The organism is Pseudomonas sp. Tul2A7 (genome assembly GCF_054790505.1).
Genome location: NZ_CP186499.1, coordinates 4674382 through 4692017, shown reverse-complemented (window position 1 = coordinate 4692017; position 17636 = coordinate 4674382). Strand labels below are relative to the sequence as shown.

The window sequence follows — 17636 nt, the reverse complement described above, 5'->3', positions numbered from 1 at the left end:
GCAACCCATTTCCCTTGTTCAAGGTTGGTGTCCATGCCCGCGCAGATTGAATCGTTCCTCGACCCCGCCTCTTCGACCTACAGCTATGTGGTCTATGAAGCCGACGGCGGGCAATGCGCAATCGTCGATCCAGTGCTCGATTACGACGGTGCTGCCGGGCGCACCTGCACCGTGCAGGCCGACAAAATCATCGCCTTCGTTCGCGCGCACGGCCTGCAGGTACAGTGGCTGCTGGAAACCCACGCCCACGCCGATCACCTGTCCGCCGCGCCCTATCTGCGCCGGGAGCTGGGCGGGAAAATCGCTATCGGTGAATCGATCAGCAAAGTGCAGAACGTGTTCAAGGCGCTGTTCAATCTGGAGCCGGAGTTCTGCGTTGATGGCTCGCAGTTCGATCACCTGTTTGCACCGAACGAATCATTCCGCATCGGCAATCTCAAGGCTACGGCCCTGCACGTCCCCGGCCACACCCCGGCGGACATGGCTTATTTGATCGATGGCGAGCAGATTCTGGTGGGCGATACGCTGTTCATGCCGGACGTCGGCACCGCGCGTTGCGACTTTCCCGGCGGCAACGCCCATCAGTTGTTTGCTTCGATCCATAAACTGCTGGCCTTCCCCGCCAGCGTGAAACTCTACGTTTGCCACGACTATCCGCCCGAGGGTCGCGCCTCGCAGTGTCAGAGCACGGTCGGCGAGCAGCGCAAAAACAATATTCATGTGCATGACGGGATCGATGAAGCGGCGTTCGTCGAGATGCGTACAAAACGTGATGCCGGGCTGGGCATGCCGACGCTGTTGCTGCCGGCGATTCAGGTGAATGTGCGGGCGGGGAATTTGCCACCGGCGGAGGAAAACGGCGTGGTTTACCTGAAGATTCCGCTCAATTCCTTATAGGAAAAAACCGCTCGGGACGTCGCCGGATTATTTTTCCTACAAGCGCTGGCGATAGTGATGAACTGGTGAAAATCCTCTCAGCGATCAGACTCCATTGGGCAAACATTCAATGGAGTTTTCGCAATATGGATATTCGCCGTAATCACCGTGACATGAACGCGCAACAGAAATCCGCATTCATCGATGCCATCCTGAGGCTGAAGAACAACGTCGACAGCGTACTGCGCCCCGGACAGCAAAGCCGCTACGATGATTTTGTCCAGATCCACAAAAATTCGATGGGCCGGGGCAATCCGCTGACGCCCAACCCGCATCGAAGCCCGCTGTTCTATCCGTGGCACCGGATTCTGATCCGCCAGTTCGAACTGGCCCTGCAGTCCGCCGCCAATGACCCGACCATCACCCTGCCCTACTGGAACTGGCAACTGACCGGGGCCGACAACCCCTTCACCTCGGACTTCATGGGTTCAAACGGTGACAACCTGCAAGACCAGCGCGTCACCGGCGGCCCGTTTTCCAGAGAGCAATCGCAGTTTGAAGTGAGAGTCTGGGACGAGGGCATCGGCAACACCGGCATTCGTCGAAATCTCGGGGCAAACGGCGCACTGCCCACCGCAGAGACCGTCATATCGACGCTCAACAGGACGCCTTACTGGATGGAAGCAAGCGGCTGGGAAAACATCTCGGAAACCGAACTGCACAATCCGGTGCATGCGTGGATAGGTGGCAGCATGGGGGAAGCTTCCTCACCCAATGATCCAGTATTCTTCCTGCACCACTGCTACCTCGACTTGTTGTGGGAGCGCTGGAAACATCAGCACCCTGGCACACCCGGTTTTACCAATGAGGCCGGCTCGGCAGACATGAATGAAACCGTGCTGAGCTTTCATCCCGCCAATGAACTGGCGCCCTGGGCGCAAACCTTTACCGTCCAGCAAACCCTCTTCACTGCCGAGCTCGATTACCGGTATGACTACATCTGACCCTCAACTGCCCAGTGTCAAACCGTTAGCGGGTAACGGCAGCGCGGTCTTGTAGCGCACCTGCTTCAGCGCAAAGCTTGACCGGATATTCGCCACACCCGGCACTTTGGTCAGGAAGTCCATCATGAAGCGTTCGAGCGACTGAATGGTCGGCACCAGGACCCGGATGAGGTAATCCGGGTCTCCGGCCATCAGATAGCACTCCATCACTTCGGGACGATCGGAAATGGCTTCCTCGAAATGCTGCAGCGCTTCCTCGACCTGCTTCTCCAGGCTGACGTGGATGAACACGTTCACGTGCAGCCCCAGCAGGTCGGCATCCAGCAGCGTCACCTGCTCGCGAATCAGGCCTAATTCTTCCATCGCCTTGACCCGATTGAAGCATGGCGTCGGCGACAGGTTTACCGAGCGCGCGAGGTCGGCGTTGGTGATGCGCGCATTCTCCTGAAGGCTGTTGAGAATGCCGATGTCGGTACGGTCCAGTTTGCGCATGAGACAAAACCACCTGTTTTTTATGTTTATGCAGAATTTCTATCTGCAAATCGTCTTCAGCGCAACGAAACAGAGATAAATATTCTTCTTGCCCGGGCCTATGATTGTTGTAGGACAAGATTTCTTCTACCGAAGAATGACTGCCAGCTCACTACAAGAAATTCACAAGATCGAGCGTAGAAGCCATGACCCAAGCGTATGAACCGCTGCGTCTGCACGTCCCTGAACCCTCGGGCCGTCCAGGCTGCAAAACCGATTTTTCCTACCTGCATCTGACCGATGCCGGTACGGTGCGCAAACCTTCCATCGACGTCGAACCTGCCGACACCGCCGACCTGGCCCGTGGGCTGATTCGCGTGCTCGACGATCAGGGCAATGCCCTCGGCCCATGGGCCGAAAACGTGCCGGTCGAGATCCTGCGTAAGGGCATGCGCGCCATGCTCAAGACGCGGATCTACGACAACCGCATGGTGGTCGCCCAGCGTCAGAAAAAGATGTCGTTTTACATGCAAAGCCTTGGCGAAGAAGCCATCGGCAGTGCTCAGGCCCTGGCCTTGAACATCGACGATATGTGTTTTCCGACCTACCGCCAGCAAAGCATTTTGATGGCGCGCGAAGTGCCACTGGTCGACCTGATCTGCCAACTGCTGTCCAACGAGCGCGATCCGCTCAAGGGCCGGCAGTTGCCGATCATGTACTCGGTCAAGGAAGCGGGTTTCTTCACCATCTCCGGCAACCTCGCGACCCAGTTCATTCAGGCGGTCGGCTGGGGCATGGCTTCAGCAATCAAGGGCGACACCAAAATCGCCTCGGCGTGGATCGGTGACGGCGCCACCGCCGAATCGGACTTCCACACCGCCCTCACCTTCGCCCATGTTTATCGTGCGCCGGTGATCCTCAACGTGGTCAACAACCAATGGGCGATTTCGACCTTCCAGGCCATCGCCGGTGGTGAAGCCACCACCTTCGCCGGACGCGGCGTCGGTTGCGGCATCGCCTCGCTGCGCGTTGATGGCAACGACTTCTACGCTGTGTATGCGGCCTCTGCCTGGGCTGCCGAACGCGCCCGCCGCAACCTCGGCCCGACCATGATCGAATGGGTCACCTACCGCGCCGGTCCGCACTCGACTTCCGACGATCCATCCAAATACCGTCCTGCCGATGACTGGAGCCACTTCCCGCTCGGCGATCCGATCGCCCGCCTCAAGCAGCACCTGATCAAGGTTGGCCACTGGTCGGAGGAAGAACACACCGCCGTCAGCGCCGAGCTCGAAGCCGAGGTGATTGCCGCGCAGAAACAGGCCGAACAGTACGGCACCCTCGCCGGCGGCCAGATTCCTAGCGCCGCGACCATGTTCGAAGACGTCTACAAAGAGATGCCGGAGCACTTGAAGCGCCAGCGTCAGCAGTTGGGGATCTGACATGAACGATCACAACAACAATATTCAGTTGGAAACCGCCATGACCACAACCACCATGACCATGATCCAGGCCCTGCGCTCGGCCATGGATGTGATGCTTGAGCGTGATGACAATGTCGTCGTGTTCGGTCAGGACGTCGGCTACTTCGGCGGCGTGTTCCGTTGCACCGAAGGCCTGCAGACCAAGTACGGCACCTCACGGGTGTTCGACGCACCGATCTCGGAAAGCGGCATCGTCGGCGTTGCGGTCGGCATGGGCGCTTACGGTCTGCGCCCGGTCGCCGAAATTCAGTTCGCCGACTACGTCTACCCCGCGTCCGACCAGATCATTTCCGAAGCGGCGCGCCTGCGTTATCGCTCGGCCGGCGAGTTCACCGCGCCGATGACCCTGCGCATGCCTTGCGGCGGCGGCATCTATGGCGGTCAGACCCACAGCCAGAGCATCGAGGCGATGTTCACCCAGGTGTGCGGCTTGCGCACGGTGATGCCGTCCAACCCGTATGACGCCAAAGGCCTGCTGATCGCCTCCATCGAAAACGATGATCCGGTGATCTTCCTTGAGCCGAAACGCCTGTACAACGGCCCGTTCGACGGTCACCACGACCGCCCGGTAACGCCGTGGTCGAAACACCCGCAAGCCCAGGTTCCGGACGGCTACTACACCGTGCCGCTGGACGTTGCTGCGATCACCCGTCCGGGCAAGGACGTGACCGTGCTGACTTACGGCACCACCGTGTACGTCTCGCAAGTTGCTGCCGAAGAATCTGGCGTGGATGCCGAAGTCATCGACCTGCGCAGCCTGTGGCCGCTGGACCTGGAAACCATCGTCAAGTCGGTGAAGAAAACCGGCCGCTGCGTGGTGGTTCACGAAGCCACCCGCACCTGCGGTTTCGGCGCCGAACTGGTGTCGCTGGTGCAAGAGCATTGCTTCCATCACCTGGAAGCGCCGATCGAACGCGTCACTGGTTGGGACACCCCCTACCCGCACGCGCAAGAGTGGGCGTATTTCCCAGGGCCGTCCCGAGTGGGCGCAGCGCTGAAACGGGTTATGGAGGTCTGAATGGGCACGCACGTTATCAAGATGCCGGACATCGGCGAAGGCATCGCAGAAGTAGAACTGTCGCAGTGGCACGTCAAGGTTGGCGATCTGGTGGTTGAAGATCAGGTGCTGGCAGACGTGATGACTGATAAGGCGATGGTCGATATTCCCTCGCCGGTCCACGGCAAGGTGATTGCACTCGGTGGTCAGCCGGGGGAAGTGATGGCGGTTGGCAGTGTGCTGATCAGCATTGAGGTTGAAGGTGCCGGTAACTTGAAAGAGTCCGCCGCACCTGCGCCTGTTAAAGAAGCACCGGTTGCGCCGAAAGTTGAGGCCGTTGTTGAGAGCAAACCTGCTCCAACCGCCCCGCGTCCGGCGGCTGCTTGCCAAGGCCCAATGGTTGCTCGCGAAGCAGACGAACGCCCGCTCGCCTCGCCGGCCGTACGCAAACATGCGCTGGATCTGGGCATTCAGTTGCGTCTGGTGCGCGGTTCCGGCCCGGCCGGTCGTGTGCTGCACGAAGACCTTGAGGCCTATCTGGCGCAGGGTCAGTCGAATGCCTCCGCGCCGGTTGCTGCCGCGTACGCACAACGGAATGACGAAGAACAGATTCAAGTGATCGGCATGCGCCGCAAGATCGCCCAGCGCATGCAGGACGCTACCCAACGTGCCGCGCACTTCAGTTACGTCGAGGAAATCGACGTCACCGCGATTGAAGAACTGCGCGCGCACCTGAATGAAAAACATGGCGCCAGTCGTGGCAAGTTGACCTTGCTGCCGTTCCTCGTCCGCGCCTTGGTCGTCGCCCTGCGCGACTTCCCGCAGATGAACGCACGTTACGATGACGAAGCCCAGGTCATCACTCGCCTCGGCGCTGTACACGTCGGCGTCGCCACGCAAAGCGATGTTGGCCTGATGGTGCCGGTGGTGCGTCACGCCGAGGCGCGCAGCCTGTGGGACAGCGCCACAGAAATCTCGCGTTTGGCCAACGCCGCACGCAATGGCAAGGCCAGCCGCGATGAATTGTCCGGCTCGACCATCACCCTGACCAGCCTCGGTGCATTGGGCGGCATCGTCAGCACGCCGGTGCTGAACTTGCCGGAAGTGGCGATCGTCGGCGTGAACAAAATCGTCGAACGGCCAATGGTCGTCAAAGGCCAGGTGGTGATCCGCAAGATGATGAACCTCTCCAGCTCCTTCGATCACCGCGTGGTCGACGGCATGGACGCGGCGCTCTTCATCCAGGCCATTCGTGGCTTGATCGAACAACCTGCCACTTTGTTTGTGGAGTAAGGCGCGCATGCAATCTCTGAACACTACGCTGCTGATCATCGGCGGCGGCCCCGGCGGTTATGTAACGGCGATTCGCGCCGGACAACTGGGCATTCCGACAATTCTGGTCGAAGGCCAATCGCTGGGCGGCACCTGCTTGAACATCGGCTGCATCCCGTCTAAGGCACTGATTCACGTGGCTGAGCAATTTCACCAGACCCAGCATCACAATCAGCATTCGGCGCTGGGCATCAGCGTTTCCGCGCCGAGCCTCGACATCACTAAAAGCGTCGAGTGGAAGGACGGCATTGTTGATCGCCTGACCACCGGCGTCGCAGCCCTGCTGAAGAAGAACAAGGTTCAGGTTATCAATGGCTGGGCGAAAGTCATCGACGGCAAAACCGTTGACGTTGGCGACACGCGCATCCAGTGCGAGCACTTGGTGCTGGCCACCGGTTCGACCAGCGTCAATCTGCCGATCCTGCCGATTGGCGGACCGATCATCTCCTCCACCGAAGCACTGGCACCGACATCCGTGCCGAAACGTCTGGTGGTGGTGGGCGGTGGTTACATTGGTCTGGAACTGGGCATTGCTTATCGCAAGCTTGGCGCTGAAGTCAGCGTGGTCGAGGCGCAGGATCGCATCCTGCCGGCCTACGACGCCGAACTGACGCAACCGGTGCATGACGCGCTGAAGCAACTCGGCGTGAAGCTGTATCTGAAGCACAGCGTGCAGGGCTTCGATGGCACCTTGCAGGTGCGCGACCCTGAGGGCGAAACCCTGAACCTGGAAACCGATCAGGTGCTGGTCGCCGTCGGTCGCAAACCGAATACCCAGGGCTGGAACCTCGAAGCGCTGAATCTGGACATGAACGGTTCGGCAATCAAGATCGACAGCCGCTGCCAGACCAGCATGCGCAACGTCTACGCCATCGGCGACCTGAGCGGCGAGCCGATGCTGGCCCACCGCGCCATGGCCCAAGGCGAGATGGTTGCCGAGTTGGTCAGCGGCAAAACCCGCGAGTTCAACCCGACAGCGATTGCTGCCGTGTGCTTCACCGACCCGGAACTGGTGGTGGTCGGCAAGACCCCGGACGAGGCCAAGGCTGCGGGGTTGGACTGCATCGTGTCCAGTTTCCCGTTCGCCGCCAATGGCCGGGCGATGACGCTGGAGTCGAAAAGCGGCTTCGTGCGCGTGGTCGCTCGTCGGGATAACCATGTGATTGTCGGCTGGCAAGCGGTGGGCGTTGGCGTGTCGGAGTTGTCGACAGCGTTTGCGCAAAGCCTGGAAATGGGCGCGCGGCTGGAGGACATCGGTGGCACCATTCATGCGCATCCGACTTTGGGTGAAGCGGTGCAGGAAGCGGCGTTGCGTGCCCTCGGGCATGCGCTGCACCTGTAGCTGCGTTGATCGTTCCCACGCTCTGCGTGGGAACGCAGCCAAGGACGCTCTGCGTCCCAAAAGCCGAACGCGGAGCGTCCGATGAGGCATTCCCACGCAGAGCGTAGGAACGATCAAGCGTGGGAACGATCAGTGGAGCGAATTCCGGCTGCGAAACCGCTCAAGAATGAAGTATTGTTGTGCCCATCCAAAAAACGTCAGAAGCCTTGAACCGTTTCGGCGGTTGTTCAGTGATAGAGGGTGTCATGGGTAACGAAAGCATCAATTGGGACAAGCTGGGTTTTGACTACATCAAGACCGACAAGCGCTATCTGTCGTACTTTCGCGATGGCGAGTGGGACAAAGGCACCCTGACCGAAGATAACGTGCTGCACATCAGCGAAGGCTCGACTGCCCTTCACTATGGCCAGCAGTGCTTCGAAGGCATGAAGGCCTATCGTTGCAAAGACGGCTCGATCAACCTGTTCCGCCCGGACCAGAACGCTCTGCGTATGCAACGCAGCTGCGCCCGTCTGCTGATGCCGACGGTCGACACCGAGCAGTTCATCGAAGCGTGCAAAGCCGTGGTTCGCGCCAACGAACGCTTCATTCCGCCGTACGGCACTGGCGGCGCGCTGTACCTGCGCCCGTTCGTGATCGGCGTCGGTGACAACATCGGCGTGCGCACTGCACCCGAGTTCATCTTCTCGATCTTCTGCATCCCGGTCGGCGCCTACTTCAAGGGTGGCCTGACCCCGCACAACTTCCAGATCTCCAGCTACGACCGCGCCGCCCCACAAGGCACCGGCGCAGCCAAGGTCGGCGGCAACTACGCCGCCAGCCTGATGCCGGGCTCGAAAGCGAAGAAAGCTAACTTCGCCGACGCGATCTACCTCGATCCGATGACCCACACCAAAATCGAAGAAGTCGGCTCGGCCAACTTCTTCGGGATCACCCACGACAACAAGTTCATCACCCCGAACTCGCCGTCCGTGCTGCCAGGCATCACCCGCCTGTCGCTGATCGAACTGGCAAAATCGCGTCTGGGCCTGGAAGTGGTTGAAGGCGATGTGCTGATCGACAAGCTGTCGGACTTCAAGGAAGCCGGCGCTTGCGGTACGGCTGCGGTGATCACCCCGATCGGTGGTATCAGCTACAACGATCATCTGCATGTGTTCCATAGCGAGACCGAAGTGGGTCCTGTGACCCAGAAGCTCTACAAAGAGCTGACGGGTGTACAGACCGGCGACATCGAAGCGCCAGCGGGCTGGATCGTCAAGGTTTGATTTGACGGGTGTTGATGTAGAAAAGCCCTCCACCGAGTGATTGGTGGGGGGCTTTTTTGATTGTGGTTGTTGGTTTTTATTGTGTACGGCTGGAGATCTTTTCCCCCTCACCCCAGCCCTCTCCCCCAAGGGGGCGAGGGGGAAAGGGGGCCGATCTCGGTTGTTCTCCAGACAGAAGTTCGACGCGAACTTTCAGGTCGGTGTAGTACGGGAGAACACCTCGGTCGGCCCCCTCTCCCTCCGGGAGAGGGCTGGGGTGAGGGTAAGCTTTTAGCTCTTCAAGGCAATCCGTTTACCAGAGCGCTCAGCAATCCCGCTCGCCTGCCCATTCTGCTGCTTGCCCATCCGCGCCTGCGTAATCAACCCGGGAATCAACTCCCCCTCCGGCAGATTCTTCCAGAACCGCGCCGGCAAATGCCCCTGCATAACCTTCTCGTTCAACCGCGCTGGATTAAAGATGTGGCTGTAATAAGTCAGCCACAGATCGCCATGAGGATCGTCGGCATTCTGCGCCAACTGCTGCCATTCCAGCGGGCATTGACGTTGATAAGTCAATTGCTCGCCATCGTAATAAACCCCATCACGCGGCGTGGCGATCAACCAGCGATGGCGGCCCATTCGCCCGATGAAATGCTCACTGGCGCTGTGCAGAATGTCGTGGGCCGGCTCATGCCAAGCCACATATTGCGGACCCGCGCTGGATAACGGCCGCTCGATGAAGCGCACAAATGCATGCAGATGATGGGCTTCGCGATTGACTTGTTTGATCCGTCGCTGCAACTCGCTACCGAGTTTGTCACCGGCCATCATCGCCGTGCGGTCGCCGTGGCTGACGCGCCATAACACTTCATACAACAGGCTCCAGCGTTGATCGCCGCGATAACGCGAGGCCTGTTCCAGGGTGTCGAGCAACGCTCGCGGAATACGTGCCTGAAACGGCCCCTGCCCTTCAGGCACCGGCTCATCACTGGCAAACAGATCACCCACACCGTCCGAGGCCCAGCTCACCAGACTCGGATCGACTTCATGGCTCAGCAGCCAGCGCGCCTGCTGGCGCCACGTGTCGAACAAATCGTCGCAATCGAGATTGATCATCCCCACAGCCCCATCTGCTGCGGCATCGGCCGGTCGCGCAATTGCTGATAAAGCATATGGCTGGTGACCTCGGCCTGCTGCGGGTGATAGTCGCTGGTGATGATGAACGGCTTGGCCTTGGCCAGCACGCAGCGCATGCGCGCGACGTCTTCGTAGCGAATGCGCCGCTGGCGGCGCAGCTCGACCAGACGTTCGGTGGTGCGCAGGCCGATACCGGGAATACGCGCGATCAGGGACGCTTCGGCACGGTTCAGATCCAGCGGGAACACTTCACGATTCTGCAACGCCCAAGCCAGTTTCGGGTCGATGTCCAACGCCAGATTGCCCGGGCCCTTGAGCAACTCATCGGCGCTGTAGCCGTAGCTGCGCAGGAGAAAATCGGCCTGATACAAACGGTGTTCACGCATCAGCGGCGGCGCGGCCAGCGGTACGCTTTTCGGGCTGTCGGGAATCGGGCTGAAGGCCGAATAGTAGACCCGGCGCAGTCGGAAGTTACCGTACAAGGCCTGCGCGCTATGGAGGATGGTGCTGTCATCGGTGTCGTCGGCGCCGACAATCAATTGTGTGCTCTGCCCGGCGGGGGCGAACTTCGCCGAGCGCGGTTCGTTCAACACGGTCTGCACGCCGGTGTAGATGGTGTTCATCGCCTGCTTGATCGAAGCGATATCCTTCTCCGGCGCCAGCACTTGCAGGCTGGCATCGGTCGGTAGTTCGATGTTGACGCTCAGGCGATCGGCGTAGCGCCCTGCTTCTTCGATCAATGCCGGATCGGCTTCGGGAATGGTCTTGAGATGGATGTAGCCGCGAAACTCATGCTCTTCGCGCAGCAGCTTCGCCACCCGCACCAGTTGCTCCATGGTGTAGTCCGCCGAACGAATGATCCCCGAACTGAGGAACAATCCGCTGACACAGTTGCGCCGATAGAAATCCATGGTCAGCGCCACGACTTCCTCGGGAGTGAAGCGTGCACGCGGAACATCGCTGGAGCGGCGGTTGACGCAGTACTGGCAATCGTAAAGGCAGAAATTGGTCAGCAGAATCTTCAATAACGACACGCAACGCCCGTCCGGCGTGTAGCTGTGGCAGATGCCCATGCCATCGGTCGAACCCAGCCCGCTCTTGCCCTCGGAGCTGCGCTTGGGCGCACCGCTGCTCGCGCAGGAGGCGTCGTACTTGGCGGCGTCGGCGAGGATGCTCAGCTTGTCGATGATTTGCATGGCGCGGGCCCTTTACTGTTTGCATATACAGTATAGGGTCGTCTGCGGTGATACAAGGTGGCAGATGCGCCCCTCGTCGGTCGGATGCGCAAAATCAAAAGATCGCAGCCTTCGGCAGCTCCTACATGGATTGGGTAGGATCGAGATTTATCGGGTGTACGCGACTCTCGTAGGAGCTGCCGAAGGCTGCGATCTTTTGATCTGCCCGTCTACCGGCCACTCAACACCAAACCGTGCGCTGATCTCCTTGCGCCCCAACGCCGTCAACGCCAGCGCCCGACTGTCCAGATCCTGGGTCACCCACTTGCGCTTCAACGCGGTCTGCAGCAACGCCGCGCCCAGCGAGCCACCAAGATGCGGCCGACGCATGCTCCAGTCCAGGCATGGGCAGGCAAATTTACGGCGCAGCGTCGTCAAATCCTGCACTTCTATTCCCAAACCGAGAAACAACGCCTCGCCCGTCTCACTCAAGCGATACGCCTGCTCGTCGGTTGCCACCAACCAACCGCCCTCGATCAAACGGTCATGCAGCAACACCGCCAGCGTCCCGGCCATGTGGTCATAGCAAGTGCGGGCGAATTGCAGGCGATCCGGAGTGTGCGCCTTGAACGTCGGCGCGGCGTTCTGGCCAATCACCATCAACGCTTCCAGCGCCTGCGCCACGCGCTGATCGGCGAGGCTGTAATAGCGATGGCGGCCCTGCACATGCAGGCGCACCAGAGCCAGATCCTTGAGTTTCGCCAGGTGCACACTGGCAGTCGAGGCGCTGACTTCGGCGATCGTCGCAAGCTCCGTGCTGGTGCGGGCGTGGCCGTCCATCAGCGAACAGAGGATTTTCGTCCGCGCCGGCTCGGCGATGGCGGCGGCCACTTGGGAAACGCCGATGTCTTGATGTTCTGCGTGCATAGTTCGCTCCCGGACGAATCATCGTCGTTGCGCAGTGGAGATAGTAGCAACACTTTCCCCACCGACAAGGATGCACACCATGAATCCGATCAGCGCGGCAACGCATACCGACCCTTATCCCTACTACGCCGAACTGCGCGCAGAAGGTGGGCTGACGTTTCATCCCGAGCTGAAACTGTGGGTCGCCAGCAGCGCCCGGGCGGTGTGTGCGGTGTTGGCCCACCCCGATTGCCGGGTGCGTCCGGCGCAGGAGCCAGTGCCCAAAGCGATTGTCGAAAGCATGGCCGGCAAAGTTTTTGGCCAACTGATGCGCATGAATGACGGCGAACGCCAGCGCTGTCCGCGTTCGGCAATCGAGCCTGAGCTGGCAGCGCTGGACCTTGAGACGATCAATGCTTTGGTCGCCGCACGGCTGATCACAGCGGACGCCGACGGTGTGTACAAGGCAATGTTTCGTGGCCCGGTGTGCGTGGTCGCGGCGCTGCTGGGATTCACGCCAGCACAGGCCCGGGCAGTCAGCGAGCTGACGGCGGACTTCGTCGCCTGCCTGTCGCCGTTGAGCAATGACCTGCAATTGGCCGCAGCGGACGCGGCGGCCGAACACCTGCGCGGCTACTTCATCGAACTGGTCGCCGAACCCGCCAGCGATTTGCTCAGCGCGATCCAGCAGCGCTTTGTCGGCGATGAGGAAACCCTGATCGCCAACCTGATCGGCCTCTGCTCGCAGACGTTCGAAGCCTGCGCCGGGCTGATCGGTAACACGCTGTTGGCGCTACGTCGTCAGCCAGCACTGCGCGGCGAATCCATCGATGCACTGCTCAGCGAAGTGCAGCGCTTCGATCCGCCCGTGCAGAACACCCGACGCTTTGTCGCCGCGTCCTGTGAGATTGCTGGCGTACGTGTCGAAACCGGCGATGTGATTCTGGTTTTGCTGGCCTCGGCCAATCGTGATCCGGCGCTCAACGAACAGCCCGAGCAGTTTCTGCCGCAGCGCGCCAATCGCCGCAGTTTCAGTTTTGGCAGTGGTCGGCACCATTGTCCGGGGCAAGCGTTGGCGATGAGTATTGCCGGGGCGACGGTGAGGGAAATACTTGGGCGTGGCATCGATCTGAATCGCTTGAACTGGCACTACCGGCCTTCGCTCAATGGGCGCATTCCAATATTTAGCGATGTCGGCGCCTGAAACTCCGCATTCGCGAGCAGGCTCGCTCCCACAAGGTTACGAGGTGTACACACTGTTGAAATCACCTTGGAAACTGTGGGAGCGAGCCTGCTCGCGAAGAGGCCAGCCCAGTCACTGCAAATTCTGACTCAAACCGCCCACTGCAAAATCAACCAACTGTTAGCACCACTGATCACCACAAACAACCCCCACGCCAACACCCGGGTTGGCCAGCGATTCACAAACGGCCCCATCAGCTTTTTATCATTGGTCATGCGAATCAATGGATACAAGGCAAACGGCAACTGCAGACTCAACACCACCTGACTCAGCACCAGCAACTTGCCAATCGCGTTATCGCCCATCAGCCACACGCCAATAAACGCCGGAATCAACGCCAGCCCGCGAGTGATCAAGCGTCGCTGCCAGCACGGAATCCGCAGGTTCAGGTACCCCTCCATGATCACCTGGCCGGCGATGGTGCCGGTGAATGTCGAACTCTGCCCCGATGCGAGCAGCGCCACGCCGAACAACACGCTGGCCAATGCACCACCGACCAGCGGATCAAGCAAGTGGTAAGCGTCCTGAATGTCCACCACGTCGGTGTGCCCGGACTGGTGAAACGCTGCCGCCGCGAGAATCAGAATCGCCGCGTTGACCAGCAACGCCAGGGCCAGCGAACCGATGGTGTCGATGCGCGCCAGTTTCACCGCGTCCTGCTTGCTCGCCAGGTCCTTGCCGATCATCCGCGTCTGCACGATCGAGGTGTGCAGATAGAGGTTATGCGGCATCACCGTCGCACCGAGAATACCGATGGCCAGGTACAACGGTGCGGCCTCGCCAATCGCCGCCAGCGACGGCTTGAAACCCTGGGCGACGTCCGGCCAGTAGGGTTTGATCAGCAACAGTTCAACGAAGAAACACACGCCAATGGTCGCGACCAACACCAGCATGATCGCCTCAAGCCTGCGGAAACCGCGATTTTGCAGGGCCAGCACCAGCAAGGTGTCGAACGCCGTCAGGGCAATGCCGAAGGTCAGCGAACAGCCGAGCAGTAAGTGAAAGGCCAGCGCACAGCCGAGCACTTCGGCCAGATCGGTGGCGATGATCGAGATTTCCGCCAACACCCACTGCAGGCGCGCGGTCGGTGTGCTGTAGCGCTCGCGGGACAGCTGCGCCAGGTCGCGCCCGGTGGCAATGCCCAACCGCGAGCACAGGCACTGCACAACCATGCCGGCCAGACTCGCCAGCAACACCACAAACAACAGGCTGTAACCGAAGCGTGAACCGGCCTCGATGGCCGTGGCCCAGTTACCGGGATCCATGTAGCCGATCGACACCAGCAAACCGGGGCCTGCGAAACGCAGCACGCGTTTGAAGAACGAGGCATTGGGATCTACCGCAACACTGCCGGCCACTTCCGGCGGGCAAAACGGCGCGGTGGCGATTTTGGGCAAACTGAATTTCACGCACACATCCAGAAACAAGTCGGAAAGACGCAGCTTAGAGGTTTCCGCCGGAGCCTTGAAGTGCAAAAGAATCTATCGACTCACCCCCAACAACTGCTCGCGCAACTCGGGATTGCGCGTGCGCGGATCCAGCCAGATATCAAAAAACGCTCGGGCAAACAGCGGGTCATCGATCTCATGCTGCAACTGCTGACCGACAAAAAACCGCGCGCCCTGCCCCGGCAGATACACGCCGGTAATCCGCATGCCGGCCTGCACATCGACGAATGATTGCTGCATCTGAATCTGCCAACCAGCCAATTGCGCCGGGCTGACGCGGCCATTGGCCAGGCGTTTGATTTCATCGACGCTGGCCTTGACCAGATCATCGCGGGAAATGCTGCGGCGGTAGATCAACTCCAGCGCAAACGGCTGGCCGTCGACCAGGGGCCGCGCGGCACTCCACAAGCGCGCGTTATAGACATCGAAACCGAACACGCTGAAATCACCAGTGCCGATGATTTGCGCGCCGGGCACCGCGTCCTGCCAATTGGCCCACGTCGGCGTCAGCAAGAGCGCCCACAAACCGATGCCGCAGCATCCCCGCAACACCTTGGGTGTTCTGTTCATCGCGGCATCGACTCCGGCAAGCCCTGATAATCAGAGCATAGCCGGGTATCGTCGCCGGCACTTTGTATACAAAATCTGCGCACATAGGCAGCAATCGCCGATCGACAATGCTAACGTGGCGAACCTTCAACGGATGGAGACTCCTGCGTGCTGATCCTCAAACTGCTGCTGATTCCCGGATTTCTGCTGCTGATTTCCCTGGCGGGCAAACGCTGGGGGCCTAGCGTGGCCGGGTGGCTGTCGGGATTGCCAGTGGTGGTCGGGCCGATTCTGTTTTTCCTCGCCATCGAGCAGGGTCCGGCATTCGCCGCGCAATCAGCGGTGGCGGCGTTGTCGGCGATGTTCGCGATGATTGCGTTCTGCATCACCTATGCGCAGGTGGCGCAACGAGCGGCTTGGCCGCTGGCGCTGACGGCGTCGCTGTCGGTGTGGGCCGTCATCGCGTTGGTGTTGTCGCTGATCCCGGCGTCGCTGCCGTTTTCCGTGGTGGCGGCGGCAATTGCGCTGCTGGCATCGCCATACCTGTTTCCCACGGTGCAACCGGTGTTGAACGGCCCGGCGCCGAAGTCGGACAGATTGATCTGGCGGATGATCGCCGGCGCCGCGTTGACGCTGGTGGTGACGATGCTCGCCAGCACCGTCGGCGAGCGCTGGAGCGGTTTGCTCGCGGTGTTTCCGGTGCTCGGCAGCGTGATGGCGGTGTTCTCGCAACAGACACGCGGCGCGGCATTTACCGCCGCACTGTTACGGGCGACGACGACCGGCATGTATTCGTTTTCGGCGTTTTGTCTGGTCTCGGCGCTGACATTGCCAACCATGGGGCTGAGTGGATTCGCCGTCGGTGTCGCGGTGGCGGTGGCCATGCTCGGCGTGACCAAACGCCTGTTGGCCCGTCCGTTGGCGAAAGCGCAGGCGCAGTAACCGCTCGGATGATTCGCGCTGGAACGCCCGGCCCCCTCCGTGGGATGATCGCCCGCCTCGCGCGACCATCCACCGGAGATTCACATGTCATTGTTGAGCAAAAAAAACGTCGTCCTGCTGGTGGCGGCCCTCGCCGGTTTCGGCGCCCTCCACGCGCAAGCGGCCAAGGCAAAAGCCAGCACCGAAAAAGTCTCGATGCTCGAGGGCAAGTTCACCTTTGTGCTGCCTAAAGGTTTCGTCGCCGACCCGCTGCCGACCAGCCCGAGCGGGACCACGGGCACGATGTACACCAACGAGGCCACAAAAACCGTGGTCATTACCGCTGAAAACAAGATCCCCGAAGGCCAGCACGTCAAGGACAACGACGGGCAGTTCCTCGACGGCAGCGTGTCGAGCTTCATCGAAGACCAACGCAAAGCGCTGCCGGATTTCAACAAACTCAGCGAGAAGAGCCTGACCCAGAAAGGCACCGGCCTTGGCTTGCGTCAGGTCGACAGCACCGCGACCCAGGGCGGCGGCCAGACCCTCAACACTACGCTGATGGCCGGCTCCGGCACGAAAATGGCGCTGGTGCAGGTAATCTCCCGCGCCAGCGACAAGAAAGGTCACGATGCCCTGGTGAAAACCATCCTCAAGGATTGAGCTGCTGCAACCAGCCGTTCAAGTCGCGCAGCTCGGCCGCACTGATACTGTGGCCGACGCCGGGGTAGGCATGGAACTGCGGTTTGTAGCCCAGCTTTTGTAGTTGCGCATTGGCCTCGGTGCCGTTTTTATACGGCACCGGATCATCGGCGGTGCCGTGGCCGATAAAGATGCTCAGTGGCAACGGCGCCTGCCCGGTCTTTAGTTCTGCCTTCAACACTGGCAATAAACGTCCGCTCAACGCGGCGATCCCGCCGACCGCCACTGGCGGCCGCAACCCGACCTCGTAGGTCATCATCGCGCCCTGGCTGAAGCCGATCAGGTACACCTTGTCCGGGGTGGTGTGATATTTCTGCGCCGCTTGCGCGATAAAGTCGCGCAGTTTCTGGCCGCTGACCTTCAGATCATCGGTCTCGCCGTTGTAGGCGCCTTCGCCCTTCTTGCGAAACCACTGGAAACGTCCTTCACCGAGCGCCAACGGCGCCTGCACCGACAGGTAGTTGTATTGCGCCGGCAGCTGAAATTTCATGCCGATCAGATCGGCTTCGTTACTGCCGTAGCCGTGCAGGAAAATCACCAACGGACGCGGTTCGGCATCGGCGTGAACCAGTTCGAGGTACTTGAGCGGCAGATCGGATTGCAGCGTGGTTTGCGCCTGCACGGCGGTGGACGCCAGCAGGGTCAGCAGAGCAAAGACCTTCAACATAGAGCCTTCCTTCACGGAGTGTCGGGTTCGGGGGGGAGCCTAACATCCTGCGGCGAGGATCCAAATTCGGTGGTGCTGTCGATGCCGCCATCGCGAGCAGGCTCACTCCTACATTTGGAATGCGTTCCCCTGTAGGAG

At 60.4% G+C, this 17636-nt stretch carries 17 protein-coding genes; 10 read left to right on the top strand and 7 right to left on the bottom strand.

Features of this window, described 5'->3' with window-relative positions; all coding sequences use genetic code 11:
* Positions 1 to 33: 33 nt before the first annotated feature.
* Together ACOYXJ_RS21065 and ACOYXJ_RS21060 are read left to right on the top strand one after the other, a co-directional pair.
* Positions 34 to 897, top strand: coding sequence for an MBL fold metallo-hydrolase (locus tag ACOYXJ_RS21065; protein ID WP_460371274.1), 864 nt, complete (start codon positions 34 to 36; stop codon positions 895 to 897).
* Positions 898 to 1022: 125 nt separating this feature from the next.
* Positions 1023 to 1880 (top strand): tyrosinase family protein, encoded by an 858-nt coding sequence (locus ACOYXJ_RS21060; RefSeq protein WP_460371273.1) that lies wholly within the window; start codon positions 1023 to 1025, stop codon positions 1878 to 1880.
* Between the two features lie 3 nt (positions 1881 to 1883).
* Here ACOYXJ_RS21060 and bkdR read toward each other — a convergent pair whose 3' ends face one another.
* Positions 1884 to 2372 carry a Bkd operon transcriptional regulator BkdR gene (gene bkdR / locus ACOYXJ_RS21055; RefSeq protein ID WP_016985245.1) on the bottom strand — a complete coding sequence of 163 codons (489 nt, stop codon included), beginning with the start codon at positions 2370 to 2372 and terminating at the stop codon, positions 1884 to 1886.
* 185 nt (positions 2373 to 2557) lie between these two features.
* Here bkdR and ACOYXJ_RS21050 point away from each other — a divergent pair, with 185 nt between their 5' ends.
* From ACOYXJ_RS21050 to ACOYXJ_RS21030, 5 genes are all read left to right on the top strand, one after another.
* Positions 2558 to 3793 carry a 3-methyl-2-oxobutanoate dehydrogenase (2-methylpropanoyl-transferring) subunit alpha gene (locus ACOYXJ_RS21050; protein WP_102899278.1) on the top strand — a complete coding sequence of 412 codons (1236 nt, stop codon included), beginning with the start codon at positions 2558 to 2560 and terminating at the stop codon, positions 3791 to 3793.
* A 1-nt stretch (position 3794) separates the two neighbouring features.
* A complete protein-coding gene (locus tag ACOYXJ_RS21045) occupies positions 3795 to 4853 on the top strand; it encodes an alpha-ketoacid dehydrogenase subunit beta (RefSeq protein WP_003224000.1) in 1059 nt (352 codons plus the stop codon).
* Entirely contained in the window at positions 4854 to 6125 is a 1272-nt protein-coding gene (locus tag ACOYXJ_RS21040) for a dihydrolipoamide acetyltransferase family protein (protein ID WP_460371272.1), read from the top strand.
* 7 nt (positions 6126 to 6132) lie between these two features.
* The gene (gene lpdA / locus ACOYXJ_RS21035) at positions 6133 to 7506 is read left to right on the top strand and encodes a dihydrolipoyl dehydrogenase (RefSeq protein ID WP_460371271.1); all 1374 of its coding nucleotides are present in this window, start codon (positions 6133 to 6135) and stop codon (positions 7504 to 7506) included.
* Between the two features lie 245 nt (positions 7507 to 7751).
* The gene (locus tag ACOYXJ_RS21030; RefSeq protein WP_008086978.1) at positions 7752 to 8771 is read left to right on the top strand and encodes a branched-chain amino acid aminotransferase; all 1020 of its coding nucleotides are present in this window, start codon (positions 7752 to 7754) and stop codon (positions 8769 to 8771) included.
* Between the two features lie 270 nt (positions 8772 to 9041).
* On the opposite strand, the gene ACOYXJ_RS21025 is transcribed toward ACOYXJ_RS21030, so the two are convergent.
* The 3 genes from ACOYXJ_RS21025 to ACOYXJ_RS21015 form a co-directional block, all read right to left on the bottom strand.
* Positions 9042 to 9866: a TIGR03915 family putative DNA repair protein gene (locus ACOYXJ_RS21025; RefSeq protein ID WP_460371270.1), complete on the bottom strand. Its 825-nt coding sequence runs from the start codon at positions 9864 to 9866 to the stop codon at positions 9042 to 9044.
* On the bottom strand, positions 9863 to 11083 hold the full coding sequence (locus ACOYXJ_RS21020) for a putative DNA modification/repair radical SAM protein (protein WP_257355460.1): 1221 nt from the start codon (positions 11081 to 11083) through the stop codon (positions 9863 to 9865). The genes ACOYXJ_RS21025 and ACOYXJ_RS21020 overlap by 4 nt, the downstream gene beginning before the upstream one ends.
* Before the next feature lie 147 nt (positions 11084 to 11230).
* Positions 11231 to 11989, bottom strand: coding sequence for an ArsR/SmtB family transcription factor (locus tag ACOYXJ_RS21015; RefSeq protein WP_460371269.1), 759 nt, complete (start codon positions 11987 to 11989; stop codon positions 11231 to 11233).
* A 79-nt stretch (positions 11990 to 12068) separates the two neighbouring features.
* On the opposite strand from ACOYXJ_RS21015, the gene ACOYXJ_RS21010 reads away from it, so the two are divergent.
* Positions 12069 to 13172: a cytochrome P450 gene (locus ACOYXJ_RS21010; protein ID WP_460371268.1), complete on the top strand. Its 1104-nt coding sequence runs from the start codon at positions 12069 to 12071 to the stop codon at positions 13170 to 13172.
* Between the two features lie 128 nt (positions 13173 to 13300).
* Here the strand turns inward: ACOYXJ_RS21010 and ACOYXJ_RS21005 are convergent, their stop codons facing one another.
* Together ACOYXJ_RS21005 and ACOYXJ_RS21000 are read right to left on the bottom strand one after the other, a co-directional pair.
* Positions 13301 to 14620: an Nramp family divalent metal transporter gene (locus tag ACOYXJ_RS21005; protein ID WP_095113623.1), complete on the bottom strand. Its 1320-nt coding sequence runs from the start codon at positions 14618 to 14620 to the stop codon at positions 13301 to 13303.
* A 72-nt stretch (positions 14621 to 14692) separates the two neighbouring features.
* Positions 14693 to 15229, bottom strand: coding sequence for a chalcone isomerase family protein (locus tag ACOYXJ_RS21000; RefSeq protein ID WP_460371267.1), 537 nt, complete (start codon positions 15227 to 15229; stop codon positions 14693 to 14695).
* A gap of 147 nt (positions 15230 to 15376) precedes the next feature.
* Here ACOYXJ_RS21000 and ACOYXJ_RS20995 point away from each other — a divergent pair, with 147 nt between their 5' ends.
* A complete protein-coding gene (locus tag ACOYXJ_RS20995; RefSeq protein ID WP_460371266.1) occupies positions 15377 to 16150 on the top strand; it encodes a hypothetical protein in 774 nt (257 codons plus the stop codon).
* Positions 16151 to 16234: 84 nt separating this feature from the next.
* Positions 16235 to 16792 carry a DcrB/PsbP domain-containing protein gene (locus tag ACOYXJ_RS20990; RefSeq protein WP_460371265.1) on the top strand — a complete coding sequence of 186 codons (558 nt, stop codon included), beginning with the start codon at positions 16235 to 16237 and terminating at the stop codon, positions 16790 to 16792.
* Here the strand turns inward: ACOYXJ_RS20990 and ACOYXJ_RS20985 are convergent.
* On the bottom strand, positions 16782 to 17498 hold the full coding sequence (locus tag ACOYXJ_RS20985) for an alpha/beta hydrolase (RefSeq protein WP_150793688.1): 717 nt from the start codon (positions 17496 to 17498) through the stop codon (positions 16782 to 16784). The two genes, ACOYXJ_RS20990 and ACOYXJ_RS20985, sit on opposite strands and share 11 nt — an antisense overlap.
* Positions 17499 to 17636 lie beyond the last annotated feature (138 nt).